This is a genomic window from Rhodococcoides corynebacterioides (assembly GCF_019834675.1).
GTDB classification, from domain to species: Bacteria; Actinomycetota; Actinomycetes; order Mycobacteriales; family Mycobacteriaceae; genus Rhodococcoides; species Rhodococcoides corynebacterioides_A.
Map to the genome: position 1 here is coordinate 1 of NZ_JABUBU010000030.1, position 17,411 is coordinate 17,411.

Consider the following 17,411-nt stretch of genomic DNA (forward strand, 5'->3'; position numbering starts at 1 on the left):
GGGGCGGGGAGGGGAGGGGTCGGGCGGTCAGAGCAGAACCACCGGCTCCTTCCCGTCGTCCACGGGCAGTCCACCCGTCACGACGGCCGTCACCTCGGAGGAGTTCAGGGTCATCGCCCCGCGGTAGTGGGTGAGGAAGGCGGTGTCGGCGGCGTCGCGACCGGTCGCGATCCGCACCAACGACTGCCGGGGCGCGAGGGCTGTCGAGTCGACCACCAGCCAGCGATCGCCCACCATGGCTTCGACGACGGCGTGGAAGTCCATCGGATCGCAGCCGGGGGCGTAGACGGCGACCAGTCGGGCCGGCACGTTGAGCGCGCGGAGCATGGCGACGACGAGGTGGGCGTAGTCGCGGCACACGCCGGCGCCGGCGAGCAGGGTGTCCGCGGCGCCGTCGATGGGGTCGCTGCTGCCGGGCACGTAGCTCAGCCGCGCGCCCACCCAGTCCCCGACGGCGCTCACGACGTCGGCGTCGTCCTGGATGCGGCCGAACTCGGTGGCGGCGAAGCCGAAGAACTTGTCGGCCTCGGCGTAGCGGCTCGGGCGGAGGTAGATGGCGCGCTCGAGTTCGGTGGTGGGGGCGGGGACGGTCCGGCCGGTGACGGTGGCGTCGTACTGCACCAGGACCTTCCCGCTCTCCACGGGCAGCCGGTGCACCCGCGTGCCGTGCGATCCGGAGAATTCGGTGACCTCGGCGGGCTCACCGTCGACGGTGACCGACAGCGTGTCGACGACGTCGGCACCCGGCAGCGGCGCCACGGCGATCTGCAGTTCGAGGGTGGTGGGCGCGGTGACGTCCAGGTCGAGGTGGGCGGAGACGACGCGTTCGGTCATTCGCGCAGCGTACGGGCGCGGGGGAGGTGGGGCCGCACGAGAGGGGCCGGTGGAGCCGATGACGGGAATCGAACCCGCGTATTCAGCTTGGGAAGCTGATGTTCTGCCATTGAACTACATCGGCGCGCGCGACTCGGGAGCCGTGCAGCGCCCAGGTTATCAGGAGGTCGCGGCGGGTCAGTAGCCTGGCCGCGTGCTGCTTTCCGATCGCGACATCAGGGCCGAGGTGACGGCCGACCGACTCGGTATCGAGCCGTTCGACGAGTCGATGGTGCAGCCGTCGAGTGTGGACGTGCGCCTCGATTCGCTGTTCCGCGTGTTCGTCAACTCCAAGTACACCCACATCGATCCGAAGATGCAGCAGGACGATCTGACGACGTTGGTGGAGCCGGGGGAGGGCGAGCCCTTCGTGCTGCATCCGGGCGAGTTCGTGCTGGGGTCGACGCTGGAGGCGATCACCCTGCCGGACGACCTCGCGGGTCGCCTCGAGGGCAAGTCGAGCCTGGGGCGTCTGGGACTCCTCACACATTCGACGGCGGGGTTCATCGACCCCGGGTTCAGCGGCCACATCACGCTGGAACTGTCGAACGTGGCCAACCTGCCGATCACTCTCTGGCCCGGGATGAAGATCGGCCAGTTGTGCCTGTTCAGGCTGTCCAGCCCGGCCGAGCAGCCGTACGGGTCGTCGGCGCTCGGGTCGAAGTACCAGGGACAACGCGGCCCGACGCCGTCCAAGGCCTACCTCAACTTCCGAATCTAGACTTTCGGTCGGTTTAGCCCGGCCAAGACGTTGAAACGCCCGGTTTGAGTCCGTAGTATCGGTCTGTCCGTATTCGGCGACGATGGTGGTGACTCATGCCAGGCCAATTGTTCGGTGTCACGATGAGCACCGGCCTCGTGCGCGGCGTGACGGTGACCGGGGCCGGTGAGCTGCTCGAGGTGACCGAGCGCCCCGTGTCCCTGGACCGCGCGCTGGACAATGCCTGCGACGCCGCTCTCGAGTTGGCCGCGGCCGCGGGGCACGACGCTCCCGTCATGGCGATCGGCGGCGATCCGGAGGACTGGGTCGGCCGCGGCGGGGTCCGGTTGATCGGGGAGTGCGACGCGTTCCTGGCCGCTGCCCGTGTCGAGGGCTGTGTCGACGACGTCCGTGTGGTCGCGGTCGTCGACGCCGGCCGCGTCGGCACGCGAGTTCACGTGCTGGACACCATGACCGGGCGCCTGATCTCGAGCGTCGGCACGGACGAGTTCTCCGGCGACGGCCTCACTATGGCCGTCACGTCGTACCTCTGGTCCACCTACGGCGCGGCCGAGCGGGGCAGCGCGGCCGAGATGGCCGGCCTGGCCGCAGCCGCGGACCGGGCGGTCAGGATGCTCGGCACCGAGCGGGCGGTGGACCTCTCCGGCCCGTTCGTCACCGACCCGGTTCGACTGCGCCGCACCGAGTTCGACGCCATCGTGGCCGACTGCGCCTCGCGCGTCCAGTTTCTGATCGACGACGCCGTGCGCCTCGGCGCGCAGGCCGTCCTGGTGGTCGGTGGGTGCGCCGAGTCGGCCTCGCTGCCCGCCGTTCTCGCCGCCCGCACCGCCGCGCCGGTGCGGGTACCCCGTCATCCCGCTGCCTTCTCGGCGGCCGGTGCCGCGCATTTGTCGACGGTGATTCCGTCGGCGCGTCCGTTCGCAGCGCCGCGTTCCGTTCCGGCGCAGCGTGTTCCGGTAGCGACCCGGTCGGAGCCGACCGTTCCGGCGACGACGGCGGCCGCCGATCACGTCGGGCCCGCCGATTCGGCCCCCGCGGCCCACGCGGCTCCCGGTCGTCGCCGCTCGCCGCGGGTCGCCGCCGTGGCGGGAACCGCCGCTCTGGTGGCCGTCGCCACCCTCGGTGCCGCCGCCGGCGCGTCGGAGCGCGAGTCGATCGACGACGTCCGGGCCACCGATCGTGCGGTGGCCACCTCCGCCGTCGCTCCCGCGGATGCGCCCGGCCAGACCCGGCCGCAGGGGGTGGTTCCGGCTGCGACCGACACGACCACTCGCACCACGGCGCCGGCGGGGTCGACCACCGAGACCGCCACCGCCACCGGCGTCCCCGGAACCGATCCGGCCGCGTCCGACATCGCCGCCACCGTGCCCCCGGGCTCGACCACGACCACGTCGACGGACCCCAACCGGCGACCGGTGACCACCGCACCCGGCCAGAACAACGGCAACGGCAACAACGGCGGCAACAGCACCGGCAACGGCCCTGTCCGCAACCCGAACGCGGGCGGCGGAGGTCGGGACACCACCCCCACCCGCGATCGGGACGACGAGTCGACGTCGCACGCACCGGTCGCGACGCCGACGCCGGCCACGCCGAAACCCATCACCACCACGACCCCCCGGCCGACCACGACGGCGCCCGCCGCCACACACACCACCACCCGCACGTCGCCGTGAGCGCGTCCGTCATCAGCGGTCACGGAGGGCTGCGCACATGCACATCGCACTAGGAGTCGTCGTCGTCGAGGACTCGGTCACGGCCGCGTTGGTCGACGTCGACCTGCCTCAGCTGGGGCCGGTCGACGAGCGGACCACCCGCGTCACCGGTGATGTCGGTGACGCCGTCGCCGCCGCGATCGGGGTGATGTCGTTGCGCGCCAAGCGCGCCGACCTCGGTGTGCACCGGACGGCGGTCGCGTTGACCGATCGGTCGGCGTGGACCAGCGTGTCCCGCGCGCTCGACCACCATCTGCTGACCGACGTGACGCTGGTCGACCAGGATCGACTGTCGGCCGTCGACCCCGACGGTCGGTACGGCGCGTCCGTGGCGGCGGCGCTGTGGGCGGATCGGCACGCCGGGGAGGTCGCCGCGCCCGTGGAGCTTCCCGACGCACCCGACGCTCCGGCGGGTCGATCGCCGCGTCGCCGGGGGATGGCCGTGGTCGGCGCGGGTGTCGCCGCGGCGGTCATCGCCGCCTCGGTCACCGTGTGGGCCGCGACCACCGCACCCCGCGTGGTGTCGGAGCCGGCCCCCAGCGCCGTGTCGCCCGCCACCGTCGGCGGAACCGATTCACCTGATTCATTTCGGCCGACGTCACCCAGTCCGACGGCGTCCGAGACCACCGCTCCCGCGCCCACTCCCGACGACGCCACGGCGGGTGATCCGGCAAACGCGCCTCGGGCCGTGGCACCGGGGTCGCCGCCCGTCGCACCGCCGGGCTCGCCCGCGGCGTCGGTTCTGCGGCCGACGACGCCGTCGGCCGGGTCCGGCACGCCGCGGAACTCCGGTGGCGGCTCGGCCACCTCGGGAGGCGGAACGTCGTCCGGCGGCGGCGCGACGTCCGGCGGCGGCACCGGGGGTGGCTCCACCGGGGGTGGCTCGACCAGCGGCGGTTCCACGGGCGGTGGCACCACCGGAGGCGGCACCAGCGGAGGCGGCGGAACCTCGACCGGTGGCGACCCGACCGGCGGCGGTTCCACGGGCGGCGACACGTCCGGTGGCGGCGCTGCGGGTGGGGGTTCGGCCGGCAACACCGACACCCCGCCGTCGGACCCGGCGCCCGAGTCTCCGGGACCGGACCCCGGCACGCCGGGCGGCTCGGGCGGAGACGAGTCCAGCGGCACCGAGTGACCCACCCGTAGTGAAACCGACCAAAACTCGGTAAACGTGACCCGGTTCGTCCCCCACGTCGGTTTAGGATTCGCACTGTTGGTGGTGAGAACGAGCGCAGGGCGGGCACATGCGAGCAATGGTGGGGGTCTCTCTCGGAGCGTCCGCAGTGCGTGCAGCGATCATGGACCCGATGGGGCGTGCGTTGCTCGGCACCGAGTCGGTCACGGTGCCTCGGGGGCGTGACCGGCTCGAGGCCGCAATCGAGGCCGTCGACTCCGTGTGTGCCCGGCACGCCGGTAATCGCGATTCCGCGGTGCTGGTGGTGCCCGACGATCCGCGGTGCCGAATCGGTTCCGCCGCAACGGTTCTGCACGAGGGTGGTTGCGTCCGTGTGGCCTCCGAGCTCGGCGCTCAGCTGACGTACCTGACGTTGCGCGGGCTGGTCGAGCCGCAGTCCACGGTGGCGGTGGTCGACATCGGCAAGTCGGGCACCTCGGTGTCGGTGGTCGACGTCGGCAGCGGCCTGGTCCACGACGCCGACTGGACGGACTCCTTCCGCGGCGCGACCGTCGCCGCCGCGGTGCGCGAGCATCTGCTGTCCGCGTACGGCACTCCGGCGCCCCGCAGCCCGTTCGACGACGCCACGCTCGACGACGGCGTGGAGTGGGCCCTCGAGATGCTCGCGGTGCATCGGGCGGTCCAGGTGGGTGGGCCGTTCCTCGGCGGGTCGGTGACGGTCTTCCGCACGACGGTCGATCGGTTGGTGCTGGACGCGGTGACGGCGGTGTCGACGTGGGTGTACGACGTCATCGCCCGCGGACGACGGCGTGTCGACACCGTGGTGCTGGTGGGCGGACCGGCCAACCTCCCGCTGGTGCGGGGAGTATTCGCGCGTCAGTGGGGCGAGGCGTTGGTGACGCCGGCCGAACCACAGTCGTTGGCGGCTCGCGGCGCGGCGGTCCTGGCGGCGAGAGCGTCGACCGCGTCTCGACGCCCTCTTGCCTCGGCGTCGTAGCGGGGGCGGTTCAGCCCAGATGCCACCGCATGGACACGACGGTGCCGCAGCTCGAGGTGTCGACGGACGCGTCGTCGGCGAGGGCGTGGATCAGCGGGAGACCGCGTCCGCGTCGCGGATCGTCCTCGTGGTCGATCCATCGGCCGCGGTCGGCGACGTCCACGGCCACCGTGCGGCCGCCGGTGACCCTGGCGCGGAGGCTGACGGTTCGGGCGTTGCCGTCGGGCGTGGCATCGGAGCAGTAGGCGTGTTCGACGCTGTTGGCCAGCGCCTCGTAGGTCGCGAGGGTGATGTCCTGACACCGCTCGTGATCGATGCCGAGTTCCTCGAGCCAGCGCAGGACGGCGGTGCGCACGGAGGACAGGCGTCGCGGCTCGGCGGGCAGATCGACCAGCGCCAACTCGTGCGCGGACGGCGCCCCGTCGGTGGTCGTGTGCTGCGCGAGCCCTGCCGTCATGCCGGTTCTGTACCCACGACGGCGCGTCTCTCACACGCGCGCGCCACCGGCTACGTCACAGACCGGTCACGGGGTTGGTTTACGACAAGGTAAATTGGACCGTCGACGGAGACGGGAAACTTTTTCCTACTCCGTACCGATACCTCGCACGGGCGGTACCGAATCCATGTTCGGGGGTACCCGTGATCTCGGTCACGTCGCGCCCCGAGCGTGACCGAGCAAGCACTCGACGTCGACGGATCGACAGGAACGGAGCGGCCGATGTTCAGAACGGCGCAGCACCGTCGCAGCGAATCCGCGCGCAACTACGTCGACTTCTCCGTCGAGGACCCGTCGCTGGACACCCTGCTCTCGCTGGCGGCGACCACGCTGGGGTTCACGACCGCGATGGTCAACATCCTCGACGAGGACCTGCAATACACCGTCGCGCAGTACGGCGACAAGGGCCCGACGCTCATGACGCGGAGCACGGCCACCTGCGCGCTGGTGGTCGACGCCGGTCGGGCCGTCGCGATCGGCGACAGCCGGCGGGACGTCCTGTCCTCCGATCCGCTCGAAGCGGCCGCGGCGGCGAACCTGATCCGGCTCGACTACCGGTCCTACGTCGCGGTGCCGCTGGTCGGTCGTGAGGGCCTGGTGATCGGCACGCTGTGCCTGGTCGACCCGGAGCCCCACCCCGCCGGTGACTACGTGATGTCCACGCTGTCCGACTTCGCGCGGGTGGTCGAGTCCCACCTCGACGCCATTCGCGGTCACGGACGGTCGGCGTGGGCGCCACGGGGACCGGGCGCAATTCTCGACCGGGGCGAGTTCGTGCCCTACTTCCAGCCCATCATCGATCTCGACACCGGGCGGGCCGTGGGCTTCGAGGCGCTCGCGCGTCTACTGCGGCCGGGGCCCACCGGCACCGTCGTGGTCCCGCCGGACGAGTTCTTCGCCGCCGTCGTCGACACCGATCTGGAGATCGACGTCGACCACACCGTGCTCGAGGCGGCCCTGGCGTCGTTCCGCGGGTGGCTGGCGGACGCGCCGGACCTGGATCTGCACGTCAACCTGTGCGCGCGGCACCTGGGCGTCGCGGGCTCGGTGGACCAGCTCGACGCGATCGTGACGGCGTCGGAGGTTCCGGCGGAGCGGGTGGTGTTCGAGCTGACGGAGACGCGGTCCTACACCGACTCCGCGCGCTCGGTCGCGTTCGTCGAGGATCTGCGCCGGCGCGGCTTCCGCGTGGTGCTGGACGATCTGGGGACGGGCCACTCGAGCCTCGAACGCCTCGTCGACCTTCCCGTCGACGGCTTCAAGGTGGACAAGGCGCTCAGCCGGCGGATGGGATCGCCCGACGGCGACACCTTGGTGGGTGCCCTGATCGGCTTCGCCTCGGTGACCGACCGCAGTGTGGTGGTCGAGGGGATCGAGACAGAGGAACAGGCTCGATCCGCGCGGCACAACGGCTGCACGTTGGTCCAGGGTTTCCTCTACTCTCACGCTGTGCCTGCCGCCGGTGTGCGCGCGCTGGGTCTCTTCTGACCCTGCGGGCGGAGGGCATCGCACGGCTGAGCACAGCACGGCCATGCACAGCGCACGAACAAGACGTCAGCGGCTCGAGGAAACGTGGCTGCCGCGTGAACGGGCGTCACGGGCCGGGGTCGGACGAGAGATCGTGCGGTCGCCGGCCATGACGTCGACAGTCGGGAGTCGACGATGAGAAATGCATACACCGCGCAGCTGGGCGATCTGAACGCCGATCTGTGCGATCTGGCCACGGGCGCCGAGGAGGCGATGCGGGAGGCCAGCCGCGCGCTCCTGACCGCCGATCTGCGGGCGGCCGAGGAGGTCATCGCCCGCGGCGAGTCGCTGGCGGTGCTCGGGGCGCACTGCGAGGACGAGGCCGTCAAGGTCCTGGCGTTGCAGGCGCCCGTGGCGGCCGATCTTCGGCGGGTGTTCTCGGCCGTGCGGATCAGCAGCGACCTCGCAAGAATGGTCGGCCTGTCCGTTCACGTGGCGGAGGCGGCGCGGCGCCGGTTTCCCGATCCGATCGTTCCCGAGGACCTGACGGAGCCATTCGAGGAAATGGCACGCCTGTGCCAGGAGATGTGCGCGCTGGTCGTCCAGGCGTTGCGGTCGAGCGAGCTCGACGACATCGAGGAGCTGGACCGCATGGACGATCGGGTGGACGAGCTCAAGTCGCTCGTCGTCGACCGCGTGGTCGCCGACGACGCCACGAATGTCGTCAATGCGGTCGATGTCGCGTTGTTGGGACGCTACTACGAGCGTTATGCCGACCAAATAGTGGACGTCGCGTCCAGAATCGTTTTCTTCGTCAGCGGGCGAAAGCACTGAATTGTGGCATCGAGTCATTCGATCGGTTGCTTTTGGTGATTTCGCACTGTGTGACCGTCGCCACCGTGGTCCACTGGGCACTGCTTGCGAACAGGCAATAAGGTAACGGACTGACGAGTCGGATCGATGAACCGGCCGTGCCCGTTCTCGGTTCGAAAGGCCCGCCCGTGTCTGCACCCAATTTCGCGGAGAGTGTTCCGCTCGGCGCGTCGCCGAATGCGGATTCGGCGTCCGTGCAGTCGGCGTCGTCGACGCGTTCTCGTCGCCCCCGCCGGGTGACGTCGCGTCGGGAATGGGAACAGGGCCTGGTGGACCGCGTCCGCCTCGTCGACACCGTGGTCGTCCTGCTGGCCGTCGCCGGCGCGCAGATGGTGCGCTTCGGCGCCCCGCACCTCGGCTCCATCGTCTCGATCGACTACACGCTCGTGTCCGTCCTGCTCGCCGCCACGTGGCTGACGTTCCTCTCGATCTTCCGCACCCGGTCCCCGCGGGTCCTGGGCAGCGGCGCCGAGGAGTACCGACGCATCCTGTCGGCCACCTTCCGCCTGTTCGGTCTCGTCGCCATCGTCTCGCTGCTCCTGCGTATCGAACTCGCCCGCGGCTACCTCGCCATCGCCCTGCCCTTCGGCCTGGCCGGCCTGCTCGTCTCGCGCTGGCTCTTCCGTCGTCACCTCGCCCGGCAGCGGCGCGAGGGCCGCTTCACGACGTCGGTGATCATCGTGGGCAGCCACGCCTCGGCTCTGTCGATGGCGCGGTCGTTCTCTCGCGACGCGTCGACGGGCTACGCCGTGGTGGGCGTCTGCCTCCCCCGGACCCAGAACGTGGTCGACGAGCAGATGTCCGTGGACGGGCTGTCCATCCCGATCCTGGGCGACGAGAACGACGTGCTGCAGGCGATCGAGGAGTCCGGCGCGGACACGGTCGCCGTCACCGCCACCGATCACATCGGACACGAGGGCATCCGCCGGATGGTGTGGGACCTCGAGAAGAAGAACGTCGACCTCGTGGTCGCGCCCGGCGTGGTCGACGTGGCGGGCCCGCGCCTGCACATGCGGCCGGTCGCCGGCCTCCCGCTGATCCACGTGGAGAAGCCGCAGTACAACGGCGCGAGCCGCTTCGGCAAGACCGCCTTCGACTTCGTCTTCGCCTGCGCGGCCCTGGTGGCCGTCCTGCCGCTCTTCCTGGTGGTGGCGGTGCTGGTCAAGGCCACCAGCCGCGGCCCGGTGTTCTACAAGTCCGAGCGCATGGGTCTCGACGGCACCCCCTTCCAGATGATCAAGTTCCGGTCGATGGTGCAGGACGCCGACGCTCGCATCGAGGATCTGCTGGCGCTGAACGACAGCGACGGCGGCGTGCTGTTCAAGATGCGGGAGGACCCGCGGGTGACGGCGGTCGGGCGGATCATGCGCCGGCTGAGCATCGACGAGCTCCCGCAGCTGTTCAACGTGTTGCGCCGCGAGATGTCGATCGTCGGGCCGCGCCCGCCGCTGCGCCGCGAGGTCGAGACGTACGACGGCGACGTACGACGACGCCTGCTGGTCAAGCCCGGACTCACCGGCCTGTGGCAGGTCAGCGGTCGGTCGGATCTGTCCTGGGAGGAAGCCGTGCGTCTGGACCTGAGCTACGTCGAGAACTGGTCCATGACCGGCGACCTGCTCATCGTCCTCAAGACCATCAAGGCGGTCGCGTCGAGCGACGGGGCGTACTGACCTGGTCGGACGAGCCCGTCGGGTGGTCCTCAGCCGGCGCGGCGAGCACGGGTCCCGATTGAGACGACCGACCCCTGGGCACCCGGTCTGAGTCGACGAGAACGCGACGCGGACGAGACCTGGGGAGCACGGCTATGGGGCGCACCGACGGGGCCCGCCACGTCGGCGTGCTGGCCGGGTTGTGCGGTCCCCTCGTCCGATTCACCGCCTGCGACGGCGCCGCGGTCTCCCTGATCAGCGACGCCGCGCACGAGGTGCTCTATGCCACCGACGAGGTGGCGTCGGCGCTCGACGATCTGCAGTTCGCCACCGGCCACGGCCCGTGTTTCGACGCCCTCCGCACCGGGTCGCCCGTGCTGGTCGACGACGTCGGCCGCGAGGCGGACCGGCGGTGGCCGGGATTCTCCGGCGACGCCACGCGCATCGGGGTGGGCAGCATCGTCGCCGTGCCGTTGACGCCGACACAGGCGCCCATCGGGGTGCTCGAGCTGCACCGCCGCGCTCCCGGGGCGCTCACTGCGCGGCAGCTCGACGCCGTCGCCGACTGCGCGGCGGACATCGCCGGCGCGCTGCTCGAGATGGTGGCCTGCAGCGAGTCGGGGGATCCCGGCTTCCCGCGGATGCGTCCGCACGTCGACATGGCGGTGGGCATGATCATGGTGCAGCTGTCGGTGTCGCCGGAGGAGGCGCTCGCGCGCCTGCGTGCGGCGGCCTACGCGGCCCGACGGCCCGTCGAGGAGTTGGCCATCGACGTCACCGAACGCCGGGCGCGGTTCCATCGCGGTCCGGACACCGCCGACTCCACCGGCGGCTGAGCCGACCACGTTTCGCCGGAATCGCCTCGGGTACCGCAGCCGCCATGAACTCCATCGCCACCGCGTCCGAGCGGGAACTCGGCGGAGCAGCCAGTGTGTTGGTCCGTCAGCGCCGCGACCACGTCGACCTCGACCGCATGCTCGAGAAACTCCCGCAGACGTCGGGACCGGGCCGCGACCAACTGCTGAACCGGTTGTCCCGCTTGGTCTTTCCCCACGCGTTCGCGGAAGAGTCGGTGCTGTGGCCGACCATTCGCCGCGTGCTGCCGGAGGGGGAGGCGCTCACGCTCGAGATCGAGCAGGAGCACCAGGAGATCAACGAGCTGTGGACGACGCTGGAGCGCACGCCCGACGCCGAGCGCGACCCGCTGCTCGCGCGGATCACCACGGTGCTCCGGGAGGACGTGCGCGACGAGGAGGACCGACTCTTTCCGATGCTGCGGGAACGTCTGGACGACACGCAGCTCCGTCGACTCGGCTACGCGTGGGAGGCGGTGCGCCGCACCGCCCCGACGCGCCCGCATCCCGTCGTCGCGCGGCGGCCGCCGGGCAACGCGCTCGCGGCGGTGCCGTTGACGGTGCTCGATCGCGCGCGGGACGTCGCCGACGCGGGGGCGCGCCGCGTGCCCAGCCGCACGGTGCGCCGGGGTCTCGCGTCCTCGTCGGCGGTGCTGGCGCGGGCCGCCGGCCTGGTGGAGAACCTGCCGCCGCTCACGCGCGGCGAGGACCCGTCTACGGCCCGATCACGCGCTGGTGGACGGTCATGAGCATGTTGCCCAGATCGTCGGCGAACGTCGTCGGCGCGGTGTCGAGGGTGGCGAGGTCGGCGACGAACTGTTCCGCCAGGTCGCGCACCTTCACGTTGGTGGTCTGAGACCGCCAGAGCAGCAGATCGAAGGCCTTGTCGGCCGAGACGCCCAGGGCCACCATGAGTGCACCCTTGGCCTGCTCGATCGCGGCGCGCGATTCCATGGCGGCGGCGAAGCCGGCGGTGCGTCGTTCGGCCTGGTCGGCGCGGTGGTCGGCGGACAGAACCGATTGCGCCGCATGGACGTACACCCGCAGCGCCTCCTCGTCCACGGTGTCGAAGTCGTGGCCGTGGTGGCCGTACAGGCTGAGCGCGCCGATGTAGTCGTCGCCGGCCGTGATGGGGGCGGACAGGAAGCTGGTCACGTCGACGCGATCGATGGCGCGTACGAAGGCGGGCCACCGTGTGGTCGCCCGGGCGAGATCGGCGCGCACCATGGTGCGCTCGACCGCGGCGTCGATGCAGGGGCCTTCGCCGTGCTCGTACTGGGCGGCGTCGATGGCGAGGACGAAGGCCTCGGTGCTGGCGGCCGTGACGGCGGCGCCGTCCCGCAGCACGGTCACCCCCGCCGCGTCCGCGCCCGGCACGGCCGTGACGACGCGCGTGCAGATGGAGGCGAGCTTGGCGTCCGTGGACTCGAAGGAGCGGACCACCGAGTCGAGATCGTCGAGCGCTTCGGCCAGCTTGGTGAGAATGTCGCTCGCCGAGGACGGATGCGGGACGGAGTCGGTGGTCATCGAGAACCCTTCGTCGGCAGAGGACTCTGCATAGGAGCGAGGATTCGCATCAGAGGACGGCCGTGCCCGGACGACGTTACCCCGGCGCGCGGGTGGCGAGCCGGTTCAGCAGGTTCTCGAGCCCGGCGTCGAAGTCGGCGTCGCCGGGGTCGTCGGACAGATCGTCCTTGAGCCGCACCACCGTCGGGAACTCCGCGGGATCGAGGGAGTCCGGGTGCGCCGGGTCGTCGTCTCCGGCGCCGGCGACCTCGAGCAGCAGGTGGCCCAGCAGGAAGCTGGTGTAGGAGCGGTAGGCCGAGGCCGCGGACGGCGCGTCGAACCCGAACTCCACCAGGCTGGACAGGAAGTTCTCGAGCCACCGCACGCTCCGAAGCGGCGGCCGCACCCACGGCGCCGCGGACGGGCGGGTCGCGATGAGCGGGAACATCCGCGGATGGGTCAGCGCCATGCGGCGCACCCCGTGGGCCAGCCGGGTCAGGTAGGCGCGCCACCCGTCCGCCCCGCTCGCGAGAATCTGCGGATCGCTGTCGAGATCGTCGATCACCTGGTCGACGATGCCGTCGAGCAGCTCGTCCTTCCCGGAGAAATAGTGATACAGCGCCATGGCCTCGACGCCGAGTGTGGCGCCGAGCCGTCGCATGGTCAGGTCACCCGCGCCGTGTCGATCGATGAACTCGATCCCGGCGCGGAGAATCACCGTGCGCGTCAGCTGACCGCGCCCGGGCGTCGCCGATGACACCACCCTTGCCCCTTTGCTCGAGACGATTGTCGTCACTGTATGCCCCGTCTGGCACCGTGTCGGACATGGACGTGACGGAGGCGATCGCCCGACGCCGCGACGTGCGTCGTGAATTCACCGGCGACCTCGTGGACGACGACGTGCTGCGTCGGCTTCTCGGCGCCGCGCACCGGGCCCCGAGCGTCGGGAACACCCAGCCTTGGGACTTCGTCGTCGTGCGGGAACGGGCGACGTTGCGCCGGTTCGCCGAGCACGTCGCGTCGTGCCGGGCGGACTTCGCGGCGTCGTTGCCGCCGGAGCGGGCCGCGACGTTCGACCCGATCCGCATCGAGGGCATCGAGACGAGCGGGACGGGCGTCGTCGTCACGTACGACGACGCGCGCGGCGGCGATCACGTCCTCGGCCGGGCGACGGTGCGGGACACCGGATTGCTGTCGGTGGCGTTGGCGATCGAGAACCTGTGGCTGGCCGCGACGGCGGAGGGGATCGGCGTGGGCTGGGTGTCGTTCTACGACGAGGCGTTCCTGAGCGAGCTGGTGGGTGTCGACGGCACGGGGGTGCGTCCGGTGGCCTGGCTGTGCGTCGGTCCGGTGACGGCGCTGCCGGACGTGCCGGATCTGGAGCGGTTCGGCTGGCGGTCCCGTCGTCCGCTGGACGACGCCGTGCACTGGGAGCGTTGGTGACGCCCGCTCATTCGTGCGGCGGCCCGCCGGTCATTCGTGCGGCGGCCCGCCGGTCACTCGTGCGGCGGCTCGCCGGTCACCACGTGGTCCGCGTGGTTGATGCCCTCCCGCACCAGCCGGGCGAGGTGCCCGTCGCGGATGCGGTAGACCACGCGTCGTCCCTCCCGACGCGTGTCGACCAGCCCGGTGAACCGGAGCTTGGCCAGGTGCTGGCTCACCGCGGTGCGGGACGCGCCGCAGGCGTCGACCAGGGCGGTCACGTCCGCCTCACCCGCGGTGAGCGTCCAGAGAATGTGCAGCCGCGTGGGGTCGGCCAACATGCGAAAGGTGTTAGTGGCGGCGTCGAGTCGCGCCGTGTCGGGATCGACCGGGTGCACGAGCGAGGGCGTGCCGGTCGCACCGCGCTCTGCGGCCATCGCGTCACCACCCCGTTCGCTCCGGTCACACGGCGACCGGCTCGGCCATCGTGCGGGGCCACGTGCGCGCGGCCACTGCTGCGCTGAGTGTAGCGAGCAGGGCGGCCGTGGCCACGGCGACGACCGGGGTCGCGGCCAGGACTCCGGTCAGGGGATAGGTCACCAGGAAGCAGGCGTGCGAGAGGGAGAACTGGGCGGCGAAGACGAGGGGCCGGTCGGCCTCGGCGGTCCGATCGCGCAGGAGTCGCCCGGCGGGGGTGGAGATGGCGGACGTCGCGGCGCCCAGGACGGTCCAGCCGATCACCAGGACCACCCAGCCGCCGCCGACGGCGACGCCGATCGCCGTCAGTGCCAGGCCGAGGGACGCGGCGACCGCGCCGGCGAGCACGACCGGTCGGACGGATTCGACCCGATCGAGGACGCGGGGCAGGGTCAGCGCGACCACCATCGAGCCGAGGCCGAAGCACGCCAGCGCCAGCGCGACGGCGGTCTCCCCGCCGCCGAGAGTGTCCCGGACGATGCCGACGGTGGCGACAAGCACCAGCGCGGTCGCCGCCGCGACGACGCCGTTGAGCCAGAGCAGCCCGCGCAGCACGGGATCGGTGAGCATGAGGCGCGCGCCGGACGTCACCGGCGGTCGGGGTCCGGCGGTGTCCGCGATCCGGAGCGCTCCGCGGTCGGTCGACAGGCCTCGCCACACCAGCAGCGCGGACGCGACGAACCCGACGAGCGTCCCGACGAACAGGGAGTGGTAGCTCGTCACCAGCAACGCGGCGGCGGCCAGGACGGGACTGAGCACCGATTCCAGGTCGTACGCCAGCCGGGAGAGGGACAGGGCGCGGGTGTAGTCGCGGTCGTCGGGCAGCACCACCGGGATCACCGCCTGGAACGCGGGGGTGAAGGTCGCGGACGCGGACTGCAGGACGGCGATCAGCACGTAGATCTGCCAGACCTGGTCGACGAACGGCAGGGCGGCGGCCACGGCGCCGCGCACCACGTCGGCACCCACCATGAGCGTGCGACGCGGAACGCGTTGCGCCACAGCCGACATCACGGGCGCGACGACGACGTAGGCGACCATCTTGACGGCCAGGGCGACGCCGAGGACGACGCCGGCGTCGGTGCCCGCGAGGTCGTACGCCAGCAGTCCGAGGGCGACGGTGAGCAGACCGGTCCCGACGAGGGCCACCACCTGGGCGGCGAACAGCAGGCGGAAGCGAGGGGCGCGCAGGACGGACCACATGGCCGCGACGATACCTATAAGTTCGCACGTGTGCACATGAGCACCGGTGAGATCGACGGAGGGTCTGGTGCTCCGGCCCGGTTACGGACATAATCCGTGACGTGAACGATGTAGGTGTTACCTCGAGTAACCTGATCGCTGCCGCACAACAGGGCGGCGGGGCCGCGCTGGATCAGGTCATCGGCATGAGTGCTGCCGCCGGCGTGATCTCGCTGTTCCTGCTGTACCTCGCGGTCATGCACCGCACCCGCCGCATCACGTGGTTGCAGCGGCTCGCGGACTACGCGGGGGAGAAGACCAACCGGCCCGGCTGGGTGGCGCTGCCGATCGTCATGTTCATCTCGACGATCCTCACGGCGTTCTTCGGCTTCATCTGGGACGTCAGCCTGCACATCGGACGCGGCCGCGACGAGGGGCCGCTGGCCAACCCGGCCCACTACTTCATCCTGGTCGGGCTGTTCTTCCTCTTCATCGCGGGCTGCCTCGCGATCATCCTGCCGATCGACGAGAAGCCCGGCCCGTCGGCCGTGAAGATCACCCGCACCTGGTACGCCCCCACGGGCGGCCTGCTCATCGCCGGTGCGGGTCTCTACGCGCTCATCGGCTTCCCGCTCGACGACATCTGGCACCGCATCTTCGGCCAGGACGTCACCCTGTGGGGCCCGACCCACCTCATGCTCATCGGCGGCGCCGGACTCTCGCTCGTCGGCGTCCTGCTGCTCGAGCACGAGGGTCGCGTCGCCATGGCGGGCAACGTCGCCACCGATCCCGAGTCCGCCGGTGACCCCACCGGCGACACCGACTCGCGCCCGGCCGTCGGCGTCGAATCGGGACGACGCGCCCTCATCACCTGGTTCATGCGGGCGTCGGCGTTCGGTGGCCTGGTCATCGGCCTGTCGGTCTTCCAGATCGAGTACGACTTCGGTGTCGAGCAGTTCCGCCTCGTCTTCCAGCCGCTGCTGCTCACGGCCGCCGGCGCGTTCGCGCTGATCGCCGCGGTCCTCATGGTGGGCCGGGGCGCCGCGCTCTTCGCCGTCGCGTTCGCCGCCGTGGTCCGCTGGATCACTGCGCTGCTGGTGGGACCCGTTCTCGGCGAGCCGCACAGCACGTTCGCGCTGTACCTGGGCATGGCCCTCGTGGTCGAGGTCCTGGGACTGACCGCGCTGACCAAGCGCCGGCTGCTGTTCGGCGCCGTCGCGGGCCTGGCCGTCGGCACGGTCGGCGTGTTCCTCGAATCGTTCTGGGTCGAGGCCACCTACCTCTACCCGTGGCCGAGCAGCATGTGGCTCGAGACGCTGGCCACCACCATTCCGACGGGTGTGCTGGTCGGCCTCACCGCCGGCCTGTTCGCGCAGGCGCTCAGCGGAGACGGCCTGCCGCGCCCCGCGATTCGCCGGTCCATCGTGCTCGGCATGGTGGTGGTCTGCTCCGCGAGCGTCGCCAACGGGCTCATGATCGACGTGCCGCAGAACGCACAGGCCACCGTCCAGCTCACCGACGCTCCGCGGGAGGACGGCTTCCGCATGGTGAACGCCACCGTGCAGATCGAGCCGTCCGACCTGATCTCCGACGATCCGCAGTGGGTCTCGCTCCTCGCGTGGCAGGGCGCGGGTGACACGCTGCACGGCCTCGTCGTCGACAACCTCGAGCGGACCGGCCCGGGTGAGTACCGCTCCACCCGCCCCATGCCCGTCGACGGCACGTGGAAGACCTTCCTGCGCGTGCAGGACGGACGGACCATGGCCGGCGCGCCCATCTTCATGGCGGCGGACGAGGGCATCGGCGCCGAGGAGGTGCCCGCCCTCGCGGAGTTCACCCGCCCCCTCGAGTACGAGACCAAGCTGCTCCAGCGCGAGCGCAGCTTCGACCACCCGGCCTGGCTGTTCGCCGCCGCGTCGCTGGTGGTGCTCGCGTGCTCGCTCGCCCTGCTGTGGGCGCTGTCCTGGGGTGCGGCGCGCATCAGCCTCCGCTCGCCCGGCAACACTGCCAGCCGCGACGAGCGGCCCCGGACCCGCGTATGACG

General features: G+C 71.2%; 17 protein-coding genes and 1 tRNA gene. 11 read left to right on the plus strand and 7 right to left on the minus strand.

Annotated elements, in window-relative coordinates; all coding sequences use genetic code 11:
• Positions 1-27: 27 nt before the first annotated feature.
• Together HQ603_RS17620 and HQ603_RS17625 are read right to left on the minus strand one after the other, a co-directional pair.
• The gene (locus HQ603_RS17620) at positions 28-834 is read right to left on the minus strand and encodes a transglutaminase-like domain-containing protein (RefSeq protein ID WP_222686050.1); all 807 of its coding nucleotides are present in this window, start codon (positions 832-834) and stop codon (positions 28-30) included.
• Between the two features lie 50 nt (positions 835-884).
• Positions 885-958, minus strand: a tRNA-Gly gene (locus HQ603_RS17625).
• A gap of 69 nt (positions 959-1,027) precedes the next feature.
• Here HQ603_RS17625 and dcd point away from each other — a divergent pair.
• The 4 genes from dcd to HQ603_RS17645 all read left to right on the plus strand — a co-directional run bounded on the left by dcd (position 1,028) and on the right by HQ603_RS17645 (position 5,441).
• Positions 1,028-1,594, plus strand: coding sequence for a dCTP deaminase (gene dcd, locus HQ603_RS17630; RefSeq protein ID WP_222686051.1), 567 nt, complete (start codon positions 1,028-1,030; stop codon positions 1,592-1,594).
• A gap of 122 nt (positions 1,595-1,716) precedes the next feature.
• The gene (locus HQ603_RS17635; RefSeq protein ID WP_222686052.1) at positions 1,717-3,270 is read left to right on the plus strand and encodes a hypothetical protein; all 1,554 of its coding nucleotides are present in this window, start codon (positions 1,717-1,719) and stop codon (positions 3,268-3,270) included.
• Between the two features lie 37 nt (positions 3,271-3,307).
• Positions 3,308-4,444 carry a hypothetical protein gene (locus HQ603_RS17640; protein ID WP_222686053.1) on the plus strand — a complete coding sequence of 379 codons (1,137 nt, stop codon included), beginning with the start codon at positions 3,308-3,310 and terminating at the stop codon, positions 4,442-4,444.
• Positions 4,445-4,616: 172 nt separating this feature from the next.
• Positions 4,617-5,441: a hypothetical protein gene (locus tag HQ603_RS17645; protein ID WP_222686054.1), complete on the plus strand. Its 825-nt coding sequence runs from the start codon at positions 4,617-4,619 to the stop codon at positions 5,439-5,441.
• A gap of 10 nt (positions 5,442-5,451) precedes the next feature.
• Here HQ603_RS17645 and HQ603_RS17650 read toward each other — a convergent pair whose 3' ends face one another.
• The gene (locus HQ603_RS17650) at positions 5,452-5,898 is read right to left on the minus strand and encodes an ATP-binding protein (RefSeq protein ID WP_222686055.1); all 447 of its coding nucleotides are present in this window, start codon (positions 5,896-5,898) and stop codon (positions 5,452-5,454) included.
• Between the two features lie 261 nt (positions 5,899-6,159).
• Here HQ603_RS17650 and HQ603_RS17655 point away from each other — a divergent pair, with 261 nt between their 5' ends.
• The 5 genes from HQ603_RS17655 (at position 6,160) to HQ603_RS17675 (ending at position 11,529) form a co-directional block, all read left to right on the plus strand.
• The gene (locus HQ603_RS17655) at positions 6,160-7,425 is read left to right on the plus strand and encodes a sensor domain-containing phosphodiesterase (protein WP_222686056.1); all 1,266 of its coding nucleotides are present in this window, start codon (positions 6,160-6,162) and stop codon (positions 7,423-7,425) included.
• A gap of 174 nt (positions 7,426-7,599) precedes the next feature.
• Positions 7,600-8,238 carry a phosphate signaling complex protein PhoU gene (gene phoU / locus HQ603_RS17660; RefSeq protein WP_222686057.1) on the plus strand — a complete coding sequence of 213 codons (639 nt, stop codon included), beginning with the start codon at positions 7,600-7,602 and terminating at the stop codon, positions 8,236-8,238.
• 275 nt (positions 8,239-8,513) lie between these two features.
• The gene (locus tag HQ603_RS17665; RefSeq protein ID WP_222686078.1) at positions 8,514-9,947 is read left to right on the plus strand and encodes a sugar transferase; all 1,434 of its coding nucleotides are present in this window, start codon (positions 8,514-8,516) and stop codon (positions 9,945-9,947) included.
• 134 nt (positions 9,948-10,081) lie between these two features.
• Positions 10,082-10,762, plus strand: coding sequence for a GAF domain-containing protein (locus HQ603_RS17670; protein ID WP_222686058.1), 681 nt, complete (start codon positions 10,082-10,084; stop codon positions 10,760-10,762).
• 44 nt (positions 10,763-10,806) lie between these two features.
• Positions 10,807-11,529: a hemerythrin domain-containing protein gene (locus HQ603_RS17675; protein WP_222686059.1), complete on the plus strand. Its 723-nt coding sequence runs from the start codon at positions 10,807-10,809 to the stop codon at positions 11,527-11,529.
• Here HQ603_RS17675 and HQ603_RS17680 read toward each other — a convergent pair.
• Positions 11,495-12,307, minus strand: coding sequence for a GAF and ANTAR domain-containing protein (locus HQ603_RS17680; RefSeq protein WP_222686060.1), 813 nt, complete (start codon positions 12,305-12,307; stop codon positions 11,495-11,497). The genes HQ603_RS17675 and HQ603_RS17680 overlap by 35 nt on opposite strands.
• A gap of 76 nt (positions 12,308-12,383) precedes the next feature.
• Positions 12,384-13,049, minus strand: coding sequence for a TetR/AcrR family transcriptional regulator (locus tag HQ603_RS17685; protein WP_308126601.1), 666 nt, complete (start codon positions 13,047-13,049; stop codon positions 12,384-12,386).
• 62 nt (positions 13,050-13,111) lie between these two features.
• Here HQ603_RS17685 and bluB point away from each other — a divergent pair, with 62 nt between their 5' ends.
• On the plus strand, positions 13,112-13,729 hold the full coding sequence (bluB, locus tag HQ603_RS17690) for a 5,6-dimethylbenzimidazole synthase (RefSeq protein ID WP_222686061.1): 618 nt from the start codon (positions 13,112-13,114) through the stop codon (positions 13,727-13,729).
• Between the two features lie 53 nt (positions 13,730-13,782).
• On the opposite strand, the gene HQ603_RS17695 is transcribed toward bluB, so the two are convergent.
• Together HQ603_RS17695 and HQ603_RS17700 are read right to left on the minus strand one after the other, a co-directional pair.
• The gene (locus tag HQ603_RS17695; RefSeq protein WP_222686062.1) at positions 13,783-14,145 is read right to left on the minus strand and encodes an ArsR/SmtB family transcription factor; all 363 of its coding nucleotides are present in this window, start codon (positions 14,143-14,145) and stop codon (positions 13,783-13,785) included.
• Between the two features lie 25 nt (positions 14,146-14,170).
• Positions 14,171-15,388: an MFS transporter gene (locus HQ603_RS17700; protein ID WP_222686063.1), complete on the minus strand. Its 1,218-nt coding sequence runs from the start codon at positions 15,386-15,388 to the stop codon at positions 14,171-14,173.
• A 101-nt stretch (positions 15,389-15,489) separates the two neighbouring features.
• Here HQ603_RS17700 and HQ603_RS17705 point away from each other — a divergent pair, with 101 nt between their 5' ends.
• Positions 15,490-17,409 (plus strand): hypothetical protein, encoded by a 1,920-nt coding sequence (locus HQ603_RS17705; RefSeq protein ID WP_222686064.1) that lies wholly within the window; start codon positions 15,490-15,492, stop codon positions 17,407-17,409.
• Positions 17,410-17,411 lie beyond the last annotated feature (2 nt).